General features: G+C 42.2%; 10 protein-coding genes and 1 pseudogene. 4 read left to right on the forward strand and 7 right to left on the reverse strand.

What is annotated here, in order from left to right:
* Positions 1-74: 74 nt before the first annotated feature.
* Both HWQ58_RS09615 and HWQ58_RS09620 read right to left on the reverse strand, forming a co-directional pair.
* Positions 75-1,373 (reverse strand): annotated as a pseudogene (locus HWQ58_RS09615) (chloride channel protein).
* 459 nt (positions 1,374-1,832) lie between these two features.
* Positions 1,833-4,286, reverse strand: coding sequence for an ATP-dependent Clp protease ATP-binding subunit (locus HWQ58_RS09620; RefSeq protein WP_292861132.1), 2,454 nt, complete (start codon positions 4,284-4,286; stop codon positions 1,833-1,835).
* Positions 4,287-4,592: 306 nt separating this feature from the next.
* Here HWQ58_RS09620 and HWQ58_RS09625 point away from each other — a divergent pair, with 306 nt between their 5' ends.
* Positions 4,593-4,889, forward strand: coding sequence for a DUF3288 family protein (locus HWQ58_RS09625; RefSeq protein ID WP_292860909.1), 297 nt, complete (start codon positions 4,593-4,595; stop codon positions 4,887-4,889).
* Between the two features lie 500 nt (positions 4,890-5,389).
* Here HWQ58_RS09625 and HWQ58_RS09630 read toward each other — a convergent pair whose 3' ends face one another.
* Positions 5,390-6,247: a neutral zinc metallopeptidase gene (locus tag HWQ58_RS09630; protein ID WP_292860912.1), complete on the reverse strand. Its 858-nt coding sequence runs from the start codon at positions 6,245-6,247 to the stop codon at positions 5,390-5,392.
* Between the two features lie 731 nt (positions 6,248-6,978).
* Here HWQ58_RS09630 and HWQ58_RS09635 point away from each other — a divergent pair.
* Positions 6,979-7,941: a hypothetical protein gene (locus HWQ58_RS09635; RefSeq protein ID WP_292860915.1), complete on the forward strand. Its 963-nt coding sequence runs from the start codon at positions 6,979-6,981 to the stop codon at positions 7,939-7,941.
* A 725-nt stretch (positions 7,942-8,666) separates the two neighbouring features.
* Here the strand turns inward: HWQ58_RS09635 and HWQ58_RS09640 are convergent.
* Both HWQ58_RS09640 and HWQ58_RS09645 read right to left on the reverse strand, forming a co-directional pair.
* Positions 8,667-10,181 (reverse strand): MlaD family protein, encoded by a 1,515-nt coding sequence (locus HWQ58_RS09640; protein WP_292860918.1) that lies wholly within the window; start codon positions 10,179-10,181, stop codon positions 8,667-8,669.
* A gap of 94 nt (positions 10,182-10,275) precedes the next feature.
* Positions 10,276-11,058 carry an ABC transporter ATP-binding protein gene (locus HWQ58_RS09645; protein ID WP_292860921.1) on the reverse strand — a complete coding sequence of 261 codons (783 nt, stop codon included), beginning with the start codon at positions 11,056-11,058 and terminating at the stop codon, positions 10,276-10,278.
* Between the two features lie 664 nt (positions 11,059-11,722).
* Here HWQ58_RS09645 and HWQ58_RS09650 point away from each other — a divergent pair.
* Together HWQ58_RS09650 and HWQ58_RS09655 are read left to right on the forward strand one after the other, a co-directional pair.
* Entirely contained in the window at positions 11,723-12,760 is a 1,038-nt protein-coding gene (locus HWQ58_RS09650) for a low specificity L-threonine aldolase (RefSeq protein ID WP_292860924.1), read from the forward strand.
* Positions 12,761-13,657: 897 nt separating this feature from the next.
* Complete coding sequence (locus HWQ58_RS09655) at positions 13,658-15,883, forward strand: ATP-binding protein (RefSeq protein WP_292860927.1); 2,226 nt, start codon at positions 13,658-13,660, stop codon at positions 15,881-15,883.
* A 348-nt stretch (positions 15,884-16,231) separates the two neighbouring features.
* On the opposite strand, the gene HWQ58_RS09660 is transcribed toward HWQ58_RS09655, so the two are convergent.
* Both HWQ58_RS09660 and HWQ58_RS09665 read right to left on the reverse strand, forming a co-directional pair.
* A complete protein-coding gene (locus tag HWQ58_RS09660; protein ID WP_292860931.1) occupies positions 16,232-17,023 on the reverse strand; it encodes a ferritin-like domain-containing protein in 792 nt (263 codons plus the stop codon).
* 19 nt (positions 17,024-17,042) lie between these two features.
* A complete protein-coding gene (locus HWQ58_RS09665) occupies positions 17,043-17,765 on the reverse strand; it encodes a ferritin-like domain-containing protein (RefSeq protein ID WP_292860934.1) in 723 nt (240 codons plus the stop codon).
* Positions 17,766-17,820 lie beyond the last annotated feature (55 nt).

Raw genomic sequence — 17,820 nt, forward strand, 5'->3', positions numbered from 1 at the left:
ATAATTATCTGTCTCGCCCATCTCTGCTTCCTAAATATTAGACCTGAATCCTTACGATTTTACTAGTAGCTACCTTAGCTGTTTAATTCACTAGCTTCTCTCTGGGATTTGAGTTGAGATGCAATCAGAGGAACTTTAGGGGCAAGAAAAAATCCAATCAAACTGGCAAAAAAGATTGGCGTAAAGGACTCAAGTTTGTCAGTTTTGACAGTAGTAAAGTCGTACTTATCGGTGTGCGCGTTACGGCTGCGTTGACAGCCGCCATTGTACAAATCATCGCAAGGGCAAGATCGAGTCCCGAAATTAAGACTGCTACTGCTTTACCAATGCAAGCACCAGTGAAAAACAGGGGAATAATGAATCCACCGCGCCACCCACCTGTTACCGTAATGCTAATGGCAGCCATTTTCCCAAGAGTTAGAGTTAAGAGAAAACAGCACCAAAGTTAGCTCTCAGGACTGAATCTAACTCTTCATGTCCAAAATAACGCGTCAGGGGTAATAAAACTGCTAAACAGCCAAGTCCAACTCCTGCTAATGTTGTGCGTACATAAATGGGGGCGGGAATTCGGGCAAACAAGTAATCGCAGCCGCGAAAAATGCCCATAAAAATCCATCCTGCCACCGCCCCGATATTCCAAACATAATTGCGATCGCAAAATCATCAATCCTTTCTAAGTGATACTGAGGAAAATGCCAAGTGGGGGCAATTCCCAAATGTGTAATTGCTGCAAACACCAGATAGCTAGCGCAACTCGAAACAATGGCTGGCATTAAAGCTTCGTAATATTCCACAATATGCTCGTGGTGCAAAATCTCCAAAGCGAACATTGCACCGCCAAGAGGTGCGCCAAACAAGGCAGTGAAGCCAGCCGCCATTGCTGCTAAACTCATGGTTCTGAGGTCTTCACCTTGGAGTTTTAGATCGGCAACCCAAGTACCAAAAGAACCTGTTACCTGTACGAGTGGTGCTTCTGGGCCAGCACTACCGCCTGCCGAGATGCTGACAAAAAAAGCAAGAATCATTGAAGGATTTTTGCGAACATCTAGGCGTCCGCCACGAAAATGAATATTATCAACAATCACGGCGATTTCACCGGGATTTCCCAAAAAATGAATCACCAGACCGATAACTAAACCGCTAAGTGGCATCACTATCAGGAGGCTAAAACCCTCAAATCGCTGGAGTCTGTGAGTTAAAAACTCTAAAACATTCCAGTACAACGCTGCAAATAGACCACCAGCAGTCCCCACAACTATCCAGCGGATTGCCCATTGCGAAATCATTAGGGGATTACGCTTTACCAATCCAAAAAGTTGAGCAAATGTCCAGCGTTGAGTTTGATTGGTAGCGGGGGGCTTGTTTGGTAACACTGCTTATTTCCTATTTGTGAAACTGAGAGTACTGAATATTTACGCTTTTTATGGTGATGGCTATTTAGTCATAATCAAAGAACCCCACCCCCAACCCCTCCCCGCTTGCGGGGAGGGGAGCTAAAGCGCAGCTTTTGCGGGGTGGGGTTCCGGTTGTTATGGTTAATTACCCGGACATCATATAAGCTGTTTACGGACGCTCTCGCTTCCGTTATGGATGGAAGAAATAAGTCAAATCCTCTTCCCTTCTGCCTTCTGCCTCCTGCCTTGTTTCTTGAAAGTGGGTATTGACCACTCAAAAGGAATCGCATAAAAAAACCCCTAGCATTTCTACTAGGGGTGCGAAATAATACCATTTCACTTGATGTTTGTCTGAGATGACCCTGTTTGTGCCTCTGCTCTAAGCAAGAGGCTGGAGTGTTTCTCAAATATTACAGTAAAAAGCGATCGGGTATAAAATTAGCCAACATTTGCCAAGAGCAATTCTCGTTTTTCTGATTTTTGTACTCTCACTTGAGAGTCATCATCAACATTGATAAGGGCTGTGTCTCCATCTGTAATTTCACCAGACAGCATTGCTTCGGCGAGAGAATCTTCTAGGAGGCGCATAATTGCCCGACGTAATGGCCTAGCGCCATAGCTGGGGTTATAACCCTCTTGTACCACAAGCTCTTTGAAGCGATCGCTAACTTCTAAGATAATTCCCTTTTCTGTCAAGCGATTAGCAACATCGCGGAGCATAATTTCAGCGATTTGCTTAACTTCATCCTTAGAAAGCTGGGTGAAGACGATAATCTCATCAAGACGGTTAAGGAACTCAGGACGGAAGTAAGCTTTCAATTTCTCATTTACTAAGGTGCGGATGCGGTTATAACTAGCGTCGGCTTGAGTGTCGAAGTCAAAACCTAAACCACTACCACCTTTTTCAATCACCTTGGAACCGATGTTAGAAGTCAAAATGATCAGCGTGTTCTTGAAATCCACTTTCCGACCTTTGGAATCAGTAAGTTGACCGTCATCCAAGAGTTGCAGCAGCATATTGAATACATCGGGGTGCGCTTTTTCGATTTCGTCGAATAGCAACACTGAGTAAGGTTTCCGCCGCACGGCTTCTGTAAGCTGTCCGCCTTCGTCGTATCCTACATAACCCGGAGGCGAACCAATCAGCTTGGCGACGGTGTGGCTTTCCATGTATTCGGACATATCTAAGCGAATCATCGAGTCTTCCGCACCGAAGAAGTAGGCAGCTAGTGCCTTCGCCAATTCTGTTTTACCGACTCCAGTGGGCCCAGAGAAGATAAAGCTAGCAATGGGACGATTGGGATTTTTCAAGCCGACGCGGGCGCGACGGATACCGCGAGCTACAGCCGAGACTGCTTGCTCTTGGCCGATGAGCCGTTGATGCAGAGTGTCTTCTAGGTGTAGGAGCAACTCTGACTCAGATTCAGTGAGCTTATTAACTGGTACGCCAGTCCAAGAGGCAACGATTTGGGCGATGTCTTCTTCGTCAACAACAGTCGAGTTGATAGGTTGCTCATTTGGTGTAAACGTTGCTTGTAATTGTTCTGCGAGTTTTAACTCTTGGTCGCGCAGTTGTGTAGCTTTGTCAAAATCTTGGACTCTGACTGCTGCTTCTTTTTCTTTGGTAACGCCAGCGAGTTCGCGCTTGAGTTCTTTATTCGGAGAACTTTGGGAGTTCCGCAGACGAACGCGAGAACCAGCTTCATCAATCAAGTCTATTGCCTTATCGGGCAAGAAGCGATCGCTAATATAGCGGTCTGATAATTCTGCTGCTGCGACAAGTGCCGCATCCAAAATTGTGACTTTGTGATGTTGTTCATAAGCACCGCGCAAGCCGTAGAGAATTTGTACGGTTTCCTCTACCGATGGTTCCCCAACCTGAATCGGTTGGAAACGACGCTCTAGGGCGGCATCGCGTTCGATGTGCTTACGATATTCATCAAGGGTAGTTGCGCCAATGCACTGGAGTTCACCTCGTGCTAAGGCAGGTTTGAGGATGTTAGCTGCATCCAAGCCACCTTCTGTACCACCAGCGCCAACCAAGGTGTGAATTTCGTCAATTACCAAGATGATATTGCCGACAGTGCGGACTTCTTCCACGACTTTTTTGATGCGTTCTTCAAAATCGCCACGGAAGCGAGTTCCAGCTACCAATGACCCCATATCGAGGCTGATAACTTGCTTGTCCTGTAAGGTTTCGGGAACATCTTGGTTGATAATACGTTGAGCTAGACCTTCTGCGATCGCAGTTTTACCAACTCCTGGTTCTCCAATCAACACTGGGTTATTCTTAGTACGGCGACCGAGAATTTGGATCGCCCGCTCAATTTCCTTTTCACGACCAACTACGGGGTCAAGTCTGCCTTCTTGGGCTAATTTGGTCAAATTTCTGCCAAACTCTTCCATAGTTAGCGGTTGGGTGCGCTTTTGACTACCACTACCAGCAAAAGCTGGTGCATTTTCACCCAAACGGCGAACTATGGCACTGCGGACACTCTTGAAATCAACCCCTAGATTTTGTAGTACTTTGGCGGCGACACCTTCACCAGCCTCGGTCAATCCCAAGAGTAAGTGTTCAGTGTTAATGTAATTCTGTCCCAGACTATGAGCTTCTTTAAACGATTGCTCAAAGAGGCTTTTTACTTTAGGAGTAAAAGGAATTTCTGGTGGTACAAAGCCAGAACCCCTACCAATAATTTTTTCTACCTCGCGACGTGCGTCTTTGAGGGTAACGCCTAATTCGGCCAGCACTTTAGCAGCAACCCCAGTTCCTTCTCCCATCAAACCCAGGAGAATTTGTTCTGTTCCTACAAAGTTGTGTCCCAGGCGACGGGCTTCCTCCTGAGCTAACATAATTACTCTAATGGCTTCGGAAGTGAAGTGTTCAAACATAATGGGTTCTTGCTCCCTCGCTGCTTCGACTTTGGGTGAGATAAAATTCACCCTCATCTAAAGTTTTTTGTATTTTCTTAAGAACAATGTAACTTTATTTAAAGTTAGCTGGCAGTGGTGAGAGCCGTAAGACATCAGGTGTACTTGCCGTCTAGTAGGAGTGCTAAGTGGAGTACGGGAAATTCAAGAGTTGCAAAGTTGACAGTTAAGCTTTCGGTATTTGACAATTTTCTTTTGTCTGTTTTGTTTTCTACTGTCAGCTAAACTTAAAACTCAGGACTTAGCACTCTCAACTCAGGACTGACAATGACTGAAGCAACGGCAGGTAAAGACCAACAACATCCACTTTATAACCGCGATCGCCCCCTTATTGATATTTTACTCGCTCAAGAGGCAACAGACTATAACTTAGCAGAATTGGCTAGACTGCGAATGCGCTATCAAGGGTTTCCAGGGGCGAGAGACATCCAAAAAGACCTAGATAAAGCCTTGCAACAGTGGGGTTTGACTGAAGCCGAGCTTTTTGAGAAAACTCGCAAAATCCACGATTTGGGTGGAATTTACAAAAGCCGTGGCAAGAAAGATGAACAGGATTGGAATTAGTTATGGAAAATAGGGCATTGGGAATTGGGAATTTAGTTATTCTTTTGCATTCCTAACTCCTGACTCAGCCCTAGAATGACGATCGCTAATTCTGCGCTTTTGCCTAATCCAAATGTCACTGTGAGTTGTCCACCATGTTTTTCTTCTATAATTTACTGGGAAGTGGCTAATCCTAAAACAGTATCTTTACTTACTGATTTAGTAATAAATAAATAACCAAATAGTTTTTGGAATACTAAAATAAACCTTGCGATCGCTAGCTCGTTTCCAGAACGAGATGAGTTTAGACAAGTCTTCTTAGTAGTCTAAATCGATTGTGGCGATCGCTTCCTCAATTTCTGCTCCCTGCTCAGGAAAGGTTTGCCAATAAAGCTAGATGGCTGCCAGAGAATCATAAAAATTGAAATACAGCAGATTTCAAGCAAAGTGAGGTACACAAGCGAAGTCTGTTACCCAAGTATAAAGCGTATTTACTCCTGAATTCTGAATTCTGCTGTATGTTAGGAATTTGTCTTAGCAAAAGTATTACATTTCTGAGGATCGCCCGTTTGGATACCTTGTTTAAACCAACGAACCCTTTGGGCTGAACTACCATGTGTAAAAGATTCTGGCACAGTATAGCCTCTAGCTTGTTTTTGCAAGCGGTCATCTCCAATACTGCTAGCTGCGTTCAATGCTTCTTCAATATCACCTGTTTCCAGAATTTGCCGTGAGCGTTGAGCATGATTTGCCCAAACGCCTGCAAAACAGTCTGCTTGTAATTCTAATCGCACAGAAAGCTGATTTGCTTGCGTCTGATTCACTTGGTTCTGCAAACCTCTAACTTGCTGCGAAATTCCAAGTAAATTTTGGACATGATGCCCAATTTCATGAGCAATCACGTATGCTTGAGCAAAATCTCCAGGTGCCTGATATTGAGTCTTCAAATCGCGGTAAAAACTCAAGTCAATATACACCTTTTGATCGCGTGGACAATAAAACGGCCCAACTGCTGAACGTGCAAATCCACAAGCAGACTCCACCGCTCCTGAATAAAGAACTAACTTTGGTTCTACATAAGTTTCTCCGTCTCGCCGAAACAACTCACTCCATGTATCTTCTGTATCAGCCAGTACAACAGATACAAAATCCGCCATTTGATCTTGAGTTTGAGATCCTGTTCTTTGAGGTGACTCAGCTATCGGGCTATCACTTGGTGGGGAATCTTGTTGCCAAAGGGCACTGGGATCACCACCCAATAGTAAAACCAGTAGCGATATGAGTGCCGCTCCTACACCTCCACCCACGACAGGAGCAGAAATCTTCATCCCACGCCGATCTTCAACATTTGTACTCCGACGACCTATTTGCCAACGCATAATTACTGCTTACCAAACTCATAAAAAATACGGCTTGAATTAGGTAGGATGAAATCTACACAAGCCTTTTAGCTATACAAATAAATATTACTTATTTTATATATCGATCTCGTCTGCCTACGGACAAAGCATAAGTAAAGGACAGTCAGCCTTTAGGAAGGTTTTGTTAAACAGGTTGTCCATCAAATCACACAGAATTCCCGGACTCCTTATAGGGAAAACCACAGTAAGAACAGAAGCGAAATTTCAAAGGCGTAATTTGCATTCCATGACCAAGCTGTGAGAATTTAGGATATCAACACAGGGGAATGTCGTTATGTCTGCGTTGGACATAGACATGTAGTTGAGGCTGTCCCATGTCACTCACTAATAATAATTCTGCATCAGTTAGAGGTCTTTCGTCTTGGTGTATTCACTTTTTGCTACTACTAATTATTTATAATAATTATTACACCTGTACTGCTTGCCCTGCTTGGGTGGCAATAAATGCGGTATTCAAAGAAATGTTACGAATACTGCCACCTGCCACATTTAATATCTGTATAAGAATGGCTATTGTTTAGCAAAATGACTTGTACCATTGAGGGTGTTATTGCCTACCTAATGAGGGAGAGAATGTATTTTATTACTAAGGATAGTTTTGAGTTGAACCAACTCGTATTTAATATAACATGTACTGAAGAATCAACTTTCTCAGTGATTAATCTTTCCCCTGCGACCAAGGAGTAATAATGGCTTTAATTCAATATCAACGTGCTGTAGGCGTATTTACTCATCGGATAGATGCAGAGCAGGCAATACATGAGTTGAGAGATTCTGGCTTGGCGATGGAGAAAGTATCTGTAGTTGTACAAAATTCAGATCGTAATCATGAGATTGTCGATAATGAAGTTAAAGAGGGCACTGGTGATAAATCTGATGAAGGTGCAACAGTAGGAGGGCTTTCAGGGGGCGCTGTTGGTGGGTTAACTGGTTTATTAGTGGGTCTTGGGACTTTAGCAATCCCTGGAGTTGGCCCAATAATGCTGGCTGGAGCAGCAGCAACTGCTTTGGTTACAACCCTTGTTGGAGCAAGTATTGGTGCTGCCACTGGGACTTTTGCTGGTGCATTAGTTGGTTGGGGAATGTCGTCAGAGCAAGCTAGAGCATATAACGAGCGAGTAGAGGACGGACACTATTTAATAATCGTGGATTGTACATCTTTTGAAATCGCTAAAGTACAAGAAATACTACAGCGTTGGGGTATTGAAGAGTTTGGCATTTACGAGCATCTCAACAGTGAATATGAAACTACAAATTATCTGACCACAACAACTTCTGCTACTGCCATTCCTAATAAAAGTGGGATGATGTCTAAGTATGGTGTTAGTTGCTTTAATAGCATAGATAATGCTGAAGCGGCAATTAAGGATATGTGTGTCGCAGGTTTTTCATTAAACCAGATTTCCTTAATTTCCAAAGACTTTTCTCAATTGGTTGGGTCAACAGGCATTAATTTAAGTGAACGCTTTGACGCTATGAGGTTAGGAATAGCAGATGAGTGGGCACGCTTTTACAATGAGCAAATAGAGCAAGGCAATTACATACTTATCATTAGTGGCACAGATAATGAGCAAGATATAGCTAGCTCTATTCTGTGTAATTATGGGGTTCAAGAGTGTCAAATTTATGACCCAATGTTAATTCGTTCTTAAAAGCGGGTGCTGTCATTCATGGGAGCAAACTTATTTGAGTTTTGGAAGATACAGCAGAATTCAGAATTCAGGAGTAATATGATGTCCGGGTAATTAACCATAATAACCGGAACCCTACCCTGCAAAAGTTGCGCTTTAGCTCCCCTCCCGAAGAGCGGGGAGGGGTTGGGGGTGGGGTTCTTTTATTATGGGTGATTTGGCGGACATGATATAAAACATAATACAGTCCAGAATGAGCAACAAAACCCAGATGTAAAGACGTGATAAATCGCGTCTTGAAAGACCAATTATCTACACCAATAACCCTTAAGCCAAGGGTATTGGAGTAAAACACGCTTTATATCTCAATACGCTTGGGTTAAGCATTTTTTCTCTTCTCTGTGTTTCGCGCCAGTTGCTTCTCCCAAGGGGAGACGCTGCGCGAACAAGTCGGGGAACCGCAAGGGCGCACTGGCTTCTCTGCGCCTCTGCAGTTCGTTAAAAAAGTTGACTTTGACAAAGAGTTTTAGCCTTAACCCAAGCGTATTGCTTTATATCTGGGTAACAGACTTAGCTTGTGTAGCTCACTTTCCTTAAAATCTGCTGTATCAATAAGCAATAGCTTTTGCAGCCTGAAAACCTTACTGTACAAAGAATCGACACCAGTCAACAAAATAATGCGGTTTTCAAGGTTATGGCGATTGGTGTCGATGAGCTTCAACACATTTATCTGACAGTAAAATATCTTACTTAAAATTCTCAACAGTTCGGCTTCGCTCAGGGTCAGCAGTGAGCGAAGCCGAAGGGTCAACCTGTATTGCCTCTTTCTCCGTCTTTAGTTGCTCCCGTTGCTTGCTATACTCTCGCAGCTGCTTCAAAAGGTTTTCTTGGGATGAGTTCGGGATAGACAGACTGGGACTTGGTTGAAGATCGGTGTCGGTACTTGCAAAATTAGCCGCTGAGGGATTAATTTCGTAGACTGGTAGCGACTTGTCATTAAACATCGCCTGTTGGGTTGGTGCTGGGGTAGGAATTAGATTCTTTGGTTTGCTCACAGCAGCTTTTACCGAATCTAGAGTAGTAGCAACCTGCACTTGTTGCTGCATCTGTTGTGTAGAAGATACTAAACCACTTAAACCATTCACCAATTGCCGCAGATTTTTACGGAAATTAGGATCGCCTGTCAATTCATCTAAATCAGATGTAATTTTTTGGGTATTTTCAAAGGTTACTCGTGCTGAATCTAAAGTTTGTTGCAGCAAGACCGCATTCTTGGGATCGTTTAGGGTTTTAGAAGCATCACGTAAATTAGCTGAGGCTTGGGCTGCATTTGCTGAAAGCGTTTCTAAATTGTTGAGTAATTCTCCTTGAGTCAATCGATTCACAGATGGTGATAAGCTACTGACTGTAACCTGCAATTGGTTGCTGGTTTCGGTGATATTGTTCAACGCACCAACCAGCGTCGAACGATTTGTTGTCAACAGATTATCCAGGTTGTTCAGCAATCGATTTGCTTGAGTTGCAGTTGCACCGAATTTATTTACTGTTTGATTGGCGGATGCATTAAGTTGGTTTGTCGCCCGTTGCACTGAATTAGCCGTAGCAGAAAAGGTATTAAGTTGTAGTCGTAAGCTTTTGGTCAAACCTTGTAAATCCTGACTTAACTCAGTAAAACTGGATGCTGCGCCTGTGGTAGTTTCTAGAACCCTATTGACATTTCGATAAAATTTTGGATTATTGTATGCACCGGCTAACTCAGTTGAACTGCGAATTAGTGCATCAACACTGATGCCAACCTGACCTTTTAAGCGAGAGCCATTACAGACGATGAGACTGGTATCACAACTTTTTTCTAGGGGTTTAGCAAGCACAACCCCAGCAGGTAAGGTTGTTTTTGGTGTAATGTCGATAATACTTTCGCTAATTAACCCGCTTTGATTAGCTTCCACCACTACATCGCGAGGGATAATTAGGTCAGTTTGGGGAATTTCAATCTCTACATCAATGGCATTTGCCCCTGGTCGAAGCTGGGAAATAGTTCCTACCTTAACGCCACGATAGCGAACTGCTGCTCCCTTTTGCATTCCGCCAGCGTTAGCAAATTCTACAATAATTTTGTATGAACGGCCAGCAGCGGTGAATCTATTTAACCACAGAAAGAGTAATCCAAATACCCCTAGTCCTAGCAGGAGTAATAACCCCACAGAACCTTCTCTAAATGTTCGCCCAGACGCGAAGCGACTTGTCATAAGACCTCGCATTTTTTTGCCTCCACCAACAACCAACAACCAATTAGGAGTTAAAAGTTAGGAGTTAGTAGTTAAATTTAACTTTTTACTCCTCACTTTTAAGTTTCTAGCCGGCGACTTTAATCGGGCCTTGAACACTTCCACTGATAAATTGTCTGATCAAGGGATCTTCTGTGTTGTATATTTCACTAACTGTACCTTGCCACTGCACTTTACCTTCATAGAGAAATATAAGTCTATCAGATGTACGGCGGATAGTGCTGTCCTGGTGGGTAACAACGGCATAAGTACTACAAACTCCATGTAAACATTGCAAGTGGCGGATTAAATCTTCGATTACTGTCGAGGCAATGGGATCGAGTCCGGCTGTTGGTTCGTCGTATAGTAGAACTTCTGGCCCTTCACTGGGAGTGTCGGGGTTAGACATAATCGCACGGGCAAAACTCACCCGTTTGCGCATTCCCCCGGAAAGTTCGGCTGGGTAAAGTTCGCCTATTTCTGGCAAACCTACCATCTCCAATTTTTCTTTTACCAAATCTCGGATGCGCGATCGCGGCAGCTTTGAATTTTGATAAAGTAAAAATCCCACATTCTCCTCCACTGTCAGCGAATCAAATAGCGCCGCCTGCTGAAACACCATACCAATGCCAACCTGCTGGCGGCCATCTTCAATCAAACCCTCTCGCCGCACTCCTTGCACATAAATTTCTCCTTCATCGGGACTAAGTAACCCCGCTATTACTCGTAAGATAGTTGATTTCCCAGTCCCTGATGGCCCAATAATCCCCAGTGATTCTCCCCGGTAAATAGTTAAGTCTATATTATCTAGAACTTTATGGTTACCAAAGGACTTAGAAACACCTTTCAGTTCAATCAATGGTTCAGTCATTAGTTATTAGTCATTGGTCATTGGTCATTGGTCATTAGTCAGTAGAAAATAAACAAATGACTACTGAGAACTAACAAAGGACAAATATGCCAAATAGTGATTTCATAGTTATTGGTAGGACATTGTATAGTGTATTATAAGTACATAATTAGCATTCTGATTAGTAAACTTTATTTTTTAGCATAATATTTAGTTATTGGCGATGTTTATCGTCTCAAAATACCCTCAACACAAGGCTGACGAAGACACCGTAGTAATTAAACATCTCAGTGATGTGAAAATAAGATTCCAGTTTTCTGTAGACATAAGTAAACTCATTTATATAGTATTACTATAGTACTTAAGGTTATAACTACTTCAGAGAAAAGTTACAGCAAAAAAAGCTCATTAAGTAGGTTAATACAAGATATAAAAATCAGATTTAATTTATGAAGCTCGAAAGGTTCTAACTTCTGGCTTTTTATAGTAGGTCAAACACATATTTTTCCTCAATTATTAAGTATGGCAATAAAAAATTATTTTGATCCCATCCAAAGTTATTGGAATTAGCATAATTATTAGATAAGGGGAGAGGATAATAGTATTATTTTTCAATTTGATAATTAGCAAATTCACAAATTATTTATTATTGTAACAATAACTGTTAAAAATCAAAATCTAAATTATGAGTAGCCAGTTAGAACAGTTTGCAAGTGATAATTCCTCTGGTATTTGTCCTGAAGCACTGGAATATATAATTAGGGCAAATCAAGGTAGTGTTCCAGCTTATGGAAATGATGAATGGACTCAAAAAGCAACAGATTATTTTCGTGAACTCTTTGAAATTGATTGTGAAGTATTTTTTACCTTTAATGGTACGGCCGCAAATTCTTTATCGTTAGCTGCTCTTTGTCAGTCATATCACAGCGTCATTTGCCATGAGACATCTCACATAGAAACAGATGAATGTGGCGCACCTGAATTTGCATCTAATGGCTCTAAACTGCTACTTGCTCACGGTAAAAATGGCAAATTAACATCAGATGCTATAGAGGCAATTGTTACTAAACGCACTGATATTCATTATCCTAAACCTAAAGTTATTAGCATTACACAATCAACTGAATTAGGAACTTTATATTCTATTGAAGAACTTTTAAATATTAAAGAAGTTGCAAACAAATATAACTTAAAGATTCACATGGATGGCGCTCGTTTTGCAAATGCAGTTGCCGCTATGAATAAAAGCCCCGCTGAAATTACTTGGAAAACTGGAGTGGATGTATTGTGCTTTTGTGGTACTAAGAATGGAATGGCATTAGGTGAAGCCATTCTTTTCTTCAACAAAGCGCTAGCAGAGGATTTTGATTATCGATGCAAGCAAGCAGGCCAGCTAGCTTCAAAAATGCGGTTTATTTCTGCTCCCTGGTTGGGTTTATTAGAAACTGGTGCTTGGCTAAAAAATGCCAGACACGCTAATCAATGTGCTGAATACTTAGAAAATCAACTATTAAACATAGAAGGAGTTGACTTGATGTTTCCTAGAGAAGCCAACGCCGTATTTGTAAAATTATCTGAAGAAGTCATTCACAGCTTAAAAGCAAAGAACTGGCAGTTTTATACATTTATTGGTGTGGGAGGAGTACGTTTTATGTGTTCTTGGAACACTACTCAATCAAGGATTGATGAATTAGTTGGTGATATTAAAAACGCAAAAAAGTAAGCGAATTAGCCTACTTATATCATTTTTGCATAAGTTAGTTATGATTCCCATAGTCATTGCACCCTACCATTAAATCTGACTTTTCACGGGATGTGGAAAAGTCAGATCAAATGTTGTTTTGGAATTAGAGAAAAATTCGTAACCGTAAGCGCGTTTGCGATCGCAGGACAAGCACAAATTTTTTTTCCACCAGTCCAACAAATAGCTTGTCACTTTTAGCACCGAATTTCAATTACTGTATTGTATATACTGTACTTTGTCCATAATCCTTTATGAGCAAGCTTTTTGAGACTTAATGGCAAAAGTCAGGTCTAAGAGAAAAAGGTAAGAAATCTATAAAGTGTAAAGTATTGTTGCACAAGCGTTTCTTTTAGGTACGACCTTGCAACACTTTTGCGGGGTTGTACCAGTCGCAATTGGGAGAGCCAAACCAATGCTACAAAGAAGGTTATCTAATACTGGTTCGTTAGTAAATAGCCCTCTTTTATCACTTTCAGGAGAGAATAATCTGGAAGGCTTACAACATAAGATTTTTACCAAAAATATTGATTTCAGCCATTCTGTTAGAAAATAAACGCTCAAATGCGCGTTCTATCTACAGTTCAAAATTTGGCTCTTATTTTTCTTTTCTCAGAGTGACAGAAGAGGGATAGGTAGGCACAATTAAACCAAACTGTATAAACTTATATAAAACACCATAAACGCTTTGAATATAAGCTCTTAAGCGATTTATATCTATTAATATATTTGTATTTTTTTTTAGCGTCCACCTACTTATTAAGCCTTTAAGCTTGGATATAAAATTTATAAATTTTCTCAAAATAGATTTTATAAATCAACAATATCCTTCATACTTTAAAGCAGTAATCCTACGTAAAATTTAAGGAAGGGATGCCAATGACATCTCTATTACAGCGACTAAGTGCAGAACGAAATCGCAGATTTGTAGGGCGTGGGCGGGAAGTGGAGCTATTTATTGATGCGATCGCATCAACAGAATTACCTTTTCACATTTTGCACGTCTTTGGCCCTGGTGGTGTGGGCAAGACAACCCTTATGCAGCAGTTTTTACGGTTTTGTGAACGGTCAAAAATATCAACTATCTACGTAGAAGGACGTAATATAGAAGCTGTACCAGAATCTTTTGTTAGCACGTTGCGTTCCTTGATGGGATTGAATGAATCAGATTCTCCTTTAGATGTGCTAGCCCAAAGACAAGAACGTAATGTAATTTTAATTGATACCTATGAAGCTATTACCCAGCTAGATGAATGGTTGCGAGAAGTATTCTTACCCCATTTGTCTGTTAATACCTTAATTGTAATTGCTGGACGCAATCCCCCCTCATCTGGTTGGTGTAGCGATCCAGGTTGGCAAGCTTTGATGCACACCTTGCCCCTACGCAATCTTACCCCAGAAGAAAGTCAAACTTATCTCACCACACGAGATATTCCCACCACACAACACCAGGCGATTCTAGATTTGACCCACGGACATCCTCTAGCATTATCTTTGGTTGCTGAGGTGTTTGCTCAGGGAAAAGAAATCTCTTTTCAAGCAGAATCTGCTCCCAATATTGTTAAAACACTGTTGTCAAGATTCATAAAAGAAGTGCCAACGCCCGCACACCGTATGGCTTTAGAAGCTTGTGCGGTGATCCGGCTGACTACCGAAGCCGCACTAAATCAAATATTGGCTGTGCCTCAAAATATTTTGGCTGGTGAGGCTCACTCTTTAGGGGAAATACTTGATGTTCACGATTTATTTGAGTGGTTGCGCGAATTGTCGTTTATCGAATCAGGGCAATTGGGTTTATTTCCTCACGATTTAGCACGCGAAGTTTTAATTGCTGACTTGCGTTGGCGTAATTCAGAATTCTACACGGAATTACACCACCGAGCGCGTCGATATTATACTAAACGACTAGGACAAACCCAAGGGCAAGAAAAGCATCGAGTGCTACTTGATTATATTTTTTTGCATCGGGATAACTCGGCAATTCGATCCTGTTTCACTTGGGGTGAGCAAAGTAGTTTATTGACAGACTCACTACGGGAAACTGACAAAACCGCACTGCTGGGGATGGTGGCAGAATATGAAGGCGAAGAATCAGCAAAAATAGCAGCTCGCTGGTTGAAGCGCCAACCGCAGAATGTAGTAGTATTTCGTGACTTGCACTCCGAACCTGCGGGATTTGCAATGATGGTGGCATTGCAGACAGCAACTGTTGAAGATTTGAGTGCAGATCCGGGCGCTTTGGCATCTTGGCAATATCTCCAAACCCATGCACCATTACGCCCTAGTGAAGGTGCAACTATTTTCCGCTTCTGGATGGCGCGGGACACCTATCAAGCTGTTTCCCCCACCCAAAGTCTAATTTTCATTAATTTTGTGCAGTATTTTCAGAAAACACCGGGGTTAGCATACACTTTCCTACCTTGTGCCCAAGCAGATAGTTGGACAGCAATGTTGAACTACTTCGACTTAACACGACTTTCTGAAACTGATTTTACAGTTGAGGGAAGACAATATGGTGTTTATGGGCATGACTGGCGAATTGTCTCACCTGCCGCATGGCAGGAAATTTTGGCCCGAAAAGAGGTTACAACTGCCGGAGAATCTGTAGATAATACTCTAGTCGGTGAACCTCTGTTAGTTCTTAGTCAACCAGAATTTGTGGAGGCGGTGCAGAATGCGTTACGTAACTTTAGTTGTCCCGATGTATTACAGAATAATCCATTAGTGCGATCGCGAAGCGTACAAGAAGTGTTCTCGCGCTTAGTGTCAGAACAAGTTGCCACAAAAGCAAGTATGAGCAAGAGTCCAAAGGAGACGCAACTCTCCGAGCAGCCGGACTCTGGGCACCTACGCGATGCCTGCGGTGGGCAAAGTCAACGTGTTAACGTTTTACAAAATCTGGTGAAACAAGCAGTTGAATCCTTACAATCATCCCCGCGTGATGAAAAACTCTACCGCGCTGTTTATCGAACTTATTTAAATCCCGCCCCCACGCAAGAACAAGCAGCTGAGTTACTAGATTTGCCTTTCAGTACCTATCGCCGTCATCTGAAAGCTGGGATGACGAGAGTTACAGATATTTTATGGCAAAGAGAAATTAGCTAATGAGCGAAAATTACGAGTGCAGAGTGCGAAAAAACGAATGATTAATCTTGTTTATATTACTTGTTAGGATTGGAGCAAAAATTGTAAGGAAAGCGTATTAATTACGCGAACCAATACTGCGTAGGTTTTGCCTAAAAAATAAAAATGTGTAGGTTGGGTTAAGGAGCGAAACCCAACCTACAAATATTCTTAACCGAGCAGTATTGTTACACTTTCCTTAGCACGCAGAAAAAAAAGATAGCCACCAGATCCCCAAACCATAGTAGTATCAACGACAAAGCGTTCTTGGGTAAATACTGATGGCTATGCCTCAATTAAATCACAATCAATAAATGCGCGCAATTGCATTTACTTCTCAGTTAATATAGGACCCACTAGCGCTAACACTTCATCCTTTGTAGCAAAGCCATCGAAAGCTTCACTAGCGAACGGAATTGGACTACCAAGACGATTCTCGTTGTAGATTACTTCACTTACATTCCTAATCCACGGTCGTACGTCTACACCGTAAAAAGTCTGCCGCAGGTATCGTATTCCAGCAGCATGTCGGGCTTCTATACTGTGGATTTCTAGAGCGGCGGCTAGCACCGTTTTGCCAGATGGACCGGCAGCAAGCAAGTTTTGTACCTGTCCCTTATAAGCTGCTACTCCTGTGTCTTCAACGAACTGTAGGGCAAGTAAAAAGTCTTCCGGTTTAGCAAATGGGTTGCGTTGAAGTATGGCATCGTAGTTGGGATTAGCTGGGATAGTAATTCCATCTGGATTACCTCCTAAAGATTTCAGTACAGCTGATAGATCAGTAACGTGTTGAGTTTCATCCTTTCCATAAGAGATGAGAGCGTTTTTGGCTACCTTTGGGAGACTGCTCAATCCGCCATTTTGGGTTGCAGTAATTGCACGGCGATAAAAATCAGCTTCCAGTTTTTCCAACGTTAGGGCATATTCAACAACTTCTTTAGGGTTCAGCACTGTCCCATGAGCATAGGCTGGTATTGCTGGAATTAACAACAGAGACAGAAAGGTAATTAGAGGCAGGATAAGAACTATACCCCAAACTCTTGCTACCAGACAGCGGAATAGTCCACTGGAAGTACTGAGGTTTGCAACTATTTGTGTCGCCAAATCTAAAAGGGTTTTCATCTTCGAGTAACTCCTTAAGTTAGGCGACGAGAGCGCCATTGATTGGGTTGTTCAATATATTCAAAGAGCCAACAATCGCCACAATCTGTTTAGGCGTGTATAACTCATCGTAAGCATTTCCCTTGACTGGATTTAGTGCGGGAACTAAGTTAGCATCATTCACTGCACGCTCTATATCTAACTCAGTGGTGGGTCGCTTTAGGAGAGCACGTACACCTGCTGTATGACGTGCTTCTACAGACACAATAGAACCAGCGGCAAGCAAGTATGTGGGGTTTTTCAGGCTGGTTCCCGCACCATTGTAAGCATGAACACCCGTGTCTTCCAAGGACACAGCTGTATTCAAGATGGTGTTGCGATCTTTGAGAACAGCATTTAACCCAGCTTGATTAAAGCTGAGGTCTTTCGTTTGAAATTTCGCATTTGCACCAAGCACCTGGCGGAGAAAAGTTACGTGCGAGGCTTCATGAGAGCCTATGGCTTGGAGATAGTCAAACTCTTTTTTGTCTTTAATTTTGCCAGATCTAAGAGCAAATAAATAGAATGCTGCTTCCAGCTCTTCCAATAATAGAGCAAAGTTAAGGATGCCAACATCATTAGCAGCAAATGTCAGAGTTTTGGTTGAGCTAATAGTGTGTGCCGTTAGCTTGTTAGGTAATATCGTTAGGGCTGCTGCACCAAAACTACAAAAACCCCATTTTAATAAGGCACGTCGCGAGGTGGAAGATAACTTCCTATTCATGTTGTTGTCTCCTAAAAAAGTCAGTTTTTATTTACCTACTCGCTAGTAGTTAAGG

Source organism: Nostoc sp. LPT (assembly GCF_017115165.1).
Lineage (GTDB): Bacteria > Cyanobacteriota > Cyanobacteriia > Cyanobacteriales > Nostocaceae > Nostoc.

Excerpts from the sequence above, each read along its gene's own strand:
- HWQ58_RS09620 (WP_292861132.1), bottom strand. The coding sequence starts at position 4,286 with ATGTTTGAACACTTCACTTCCGAAGCCATTAGAGTAATTATGTTAGCT.
- HWQ58_RS09625 (WP_292860909.1), top strand. The coding sequence starts at position 4,593 with ATGACTGAAGCAACGGCAGGTAAAGACCAACAACATCCACTTTATAAC.
- HWQ58_RS09630 (WP_292860912.1), bottom strand. The coding sequence starts at position 6,247 with ATGCGTTGGCAAATAGGTCGTCGGAGTACAAATGTTGAAGATCGGCGT.
- HWQ58_RS09635 (WP_292860915.1), top strand. The coding sequence starts at position 6,979 with ATGGCTTTAATTCAATATCAACGTGCTGTAGGCGTATTTACTCATCGG.
- HWQ58_RS09640 (WP_292860918.1), bottom strand. The coding sequence starts at position 10,181 with ATGCGAGGTCTTATGACAAGTCGCTTCGCGTCTGGGCGAACATTTAGA.
- HWQ58_RS09645 (WP_292860921.1), bottom strand. The coding sequence starts at position 11,058 with ATGACTGAACCATTGATTGAACTGAAAGGTGTTTCTAAGTCCTTTGGT.
- HWQ58_RS09650 (WP_292860924.1), top strand. The coding sequence starts at position 11,723 with ATGAGTAGCCAGTTAGAACAGTTTGCAAGTGATAATTCCTCTGGTATT.
- HWQ58_RS09655 (WP_292860927.1), top strand. The coding sequence starts at position 13,658 with ATGACATCTCTATTACAGCGACTAAGTGCAGAACGAAATCGCAGATTT.
- HWQ58_RS09660 (WP_292860931.1), bottom strand. The coding sequence starts at position 17,023 with ATGAAAACCCTTTTAGATTTGGCGACACAAATAGTTGCAAACCTCAGT.
- HWQ58_RS09665 (WP_292860934.1), bottom strand. The coding sequence starts at position 17,765 with ATGAATAGGAAGTTATCTTCCACCTCGCGACGTGCCTTATTAAAATGG.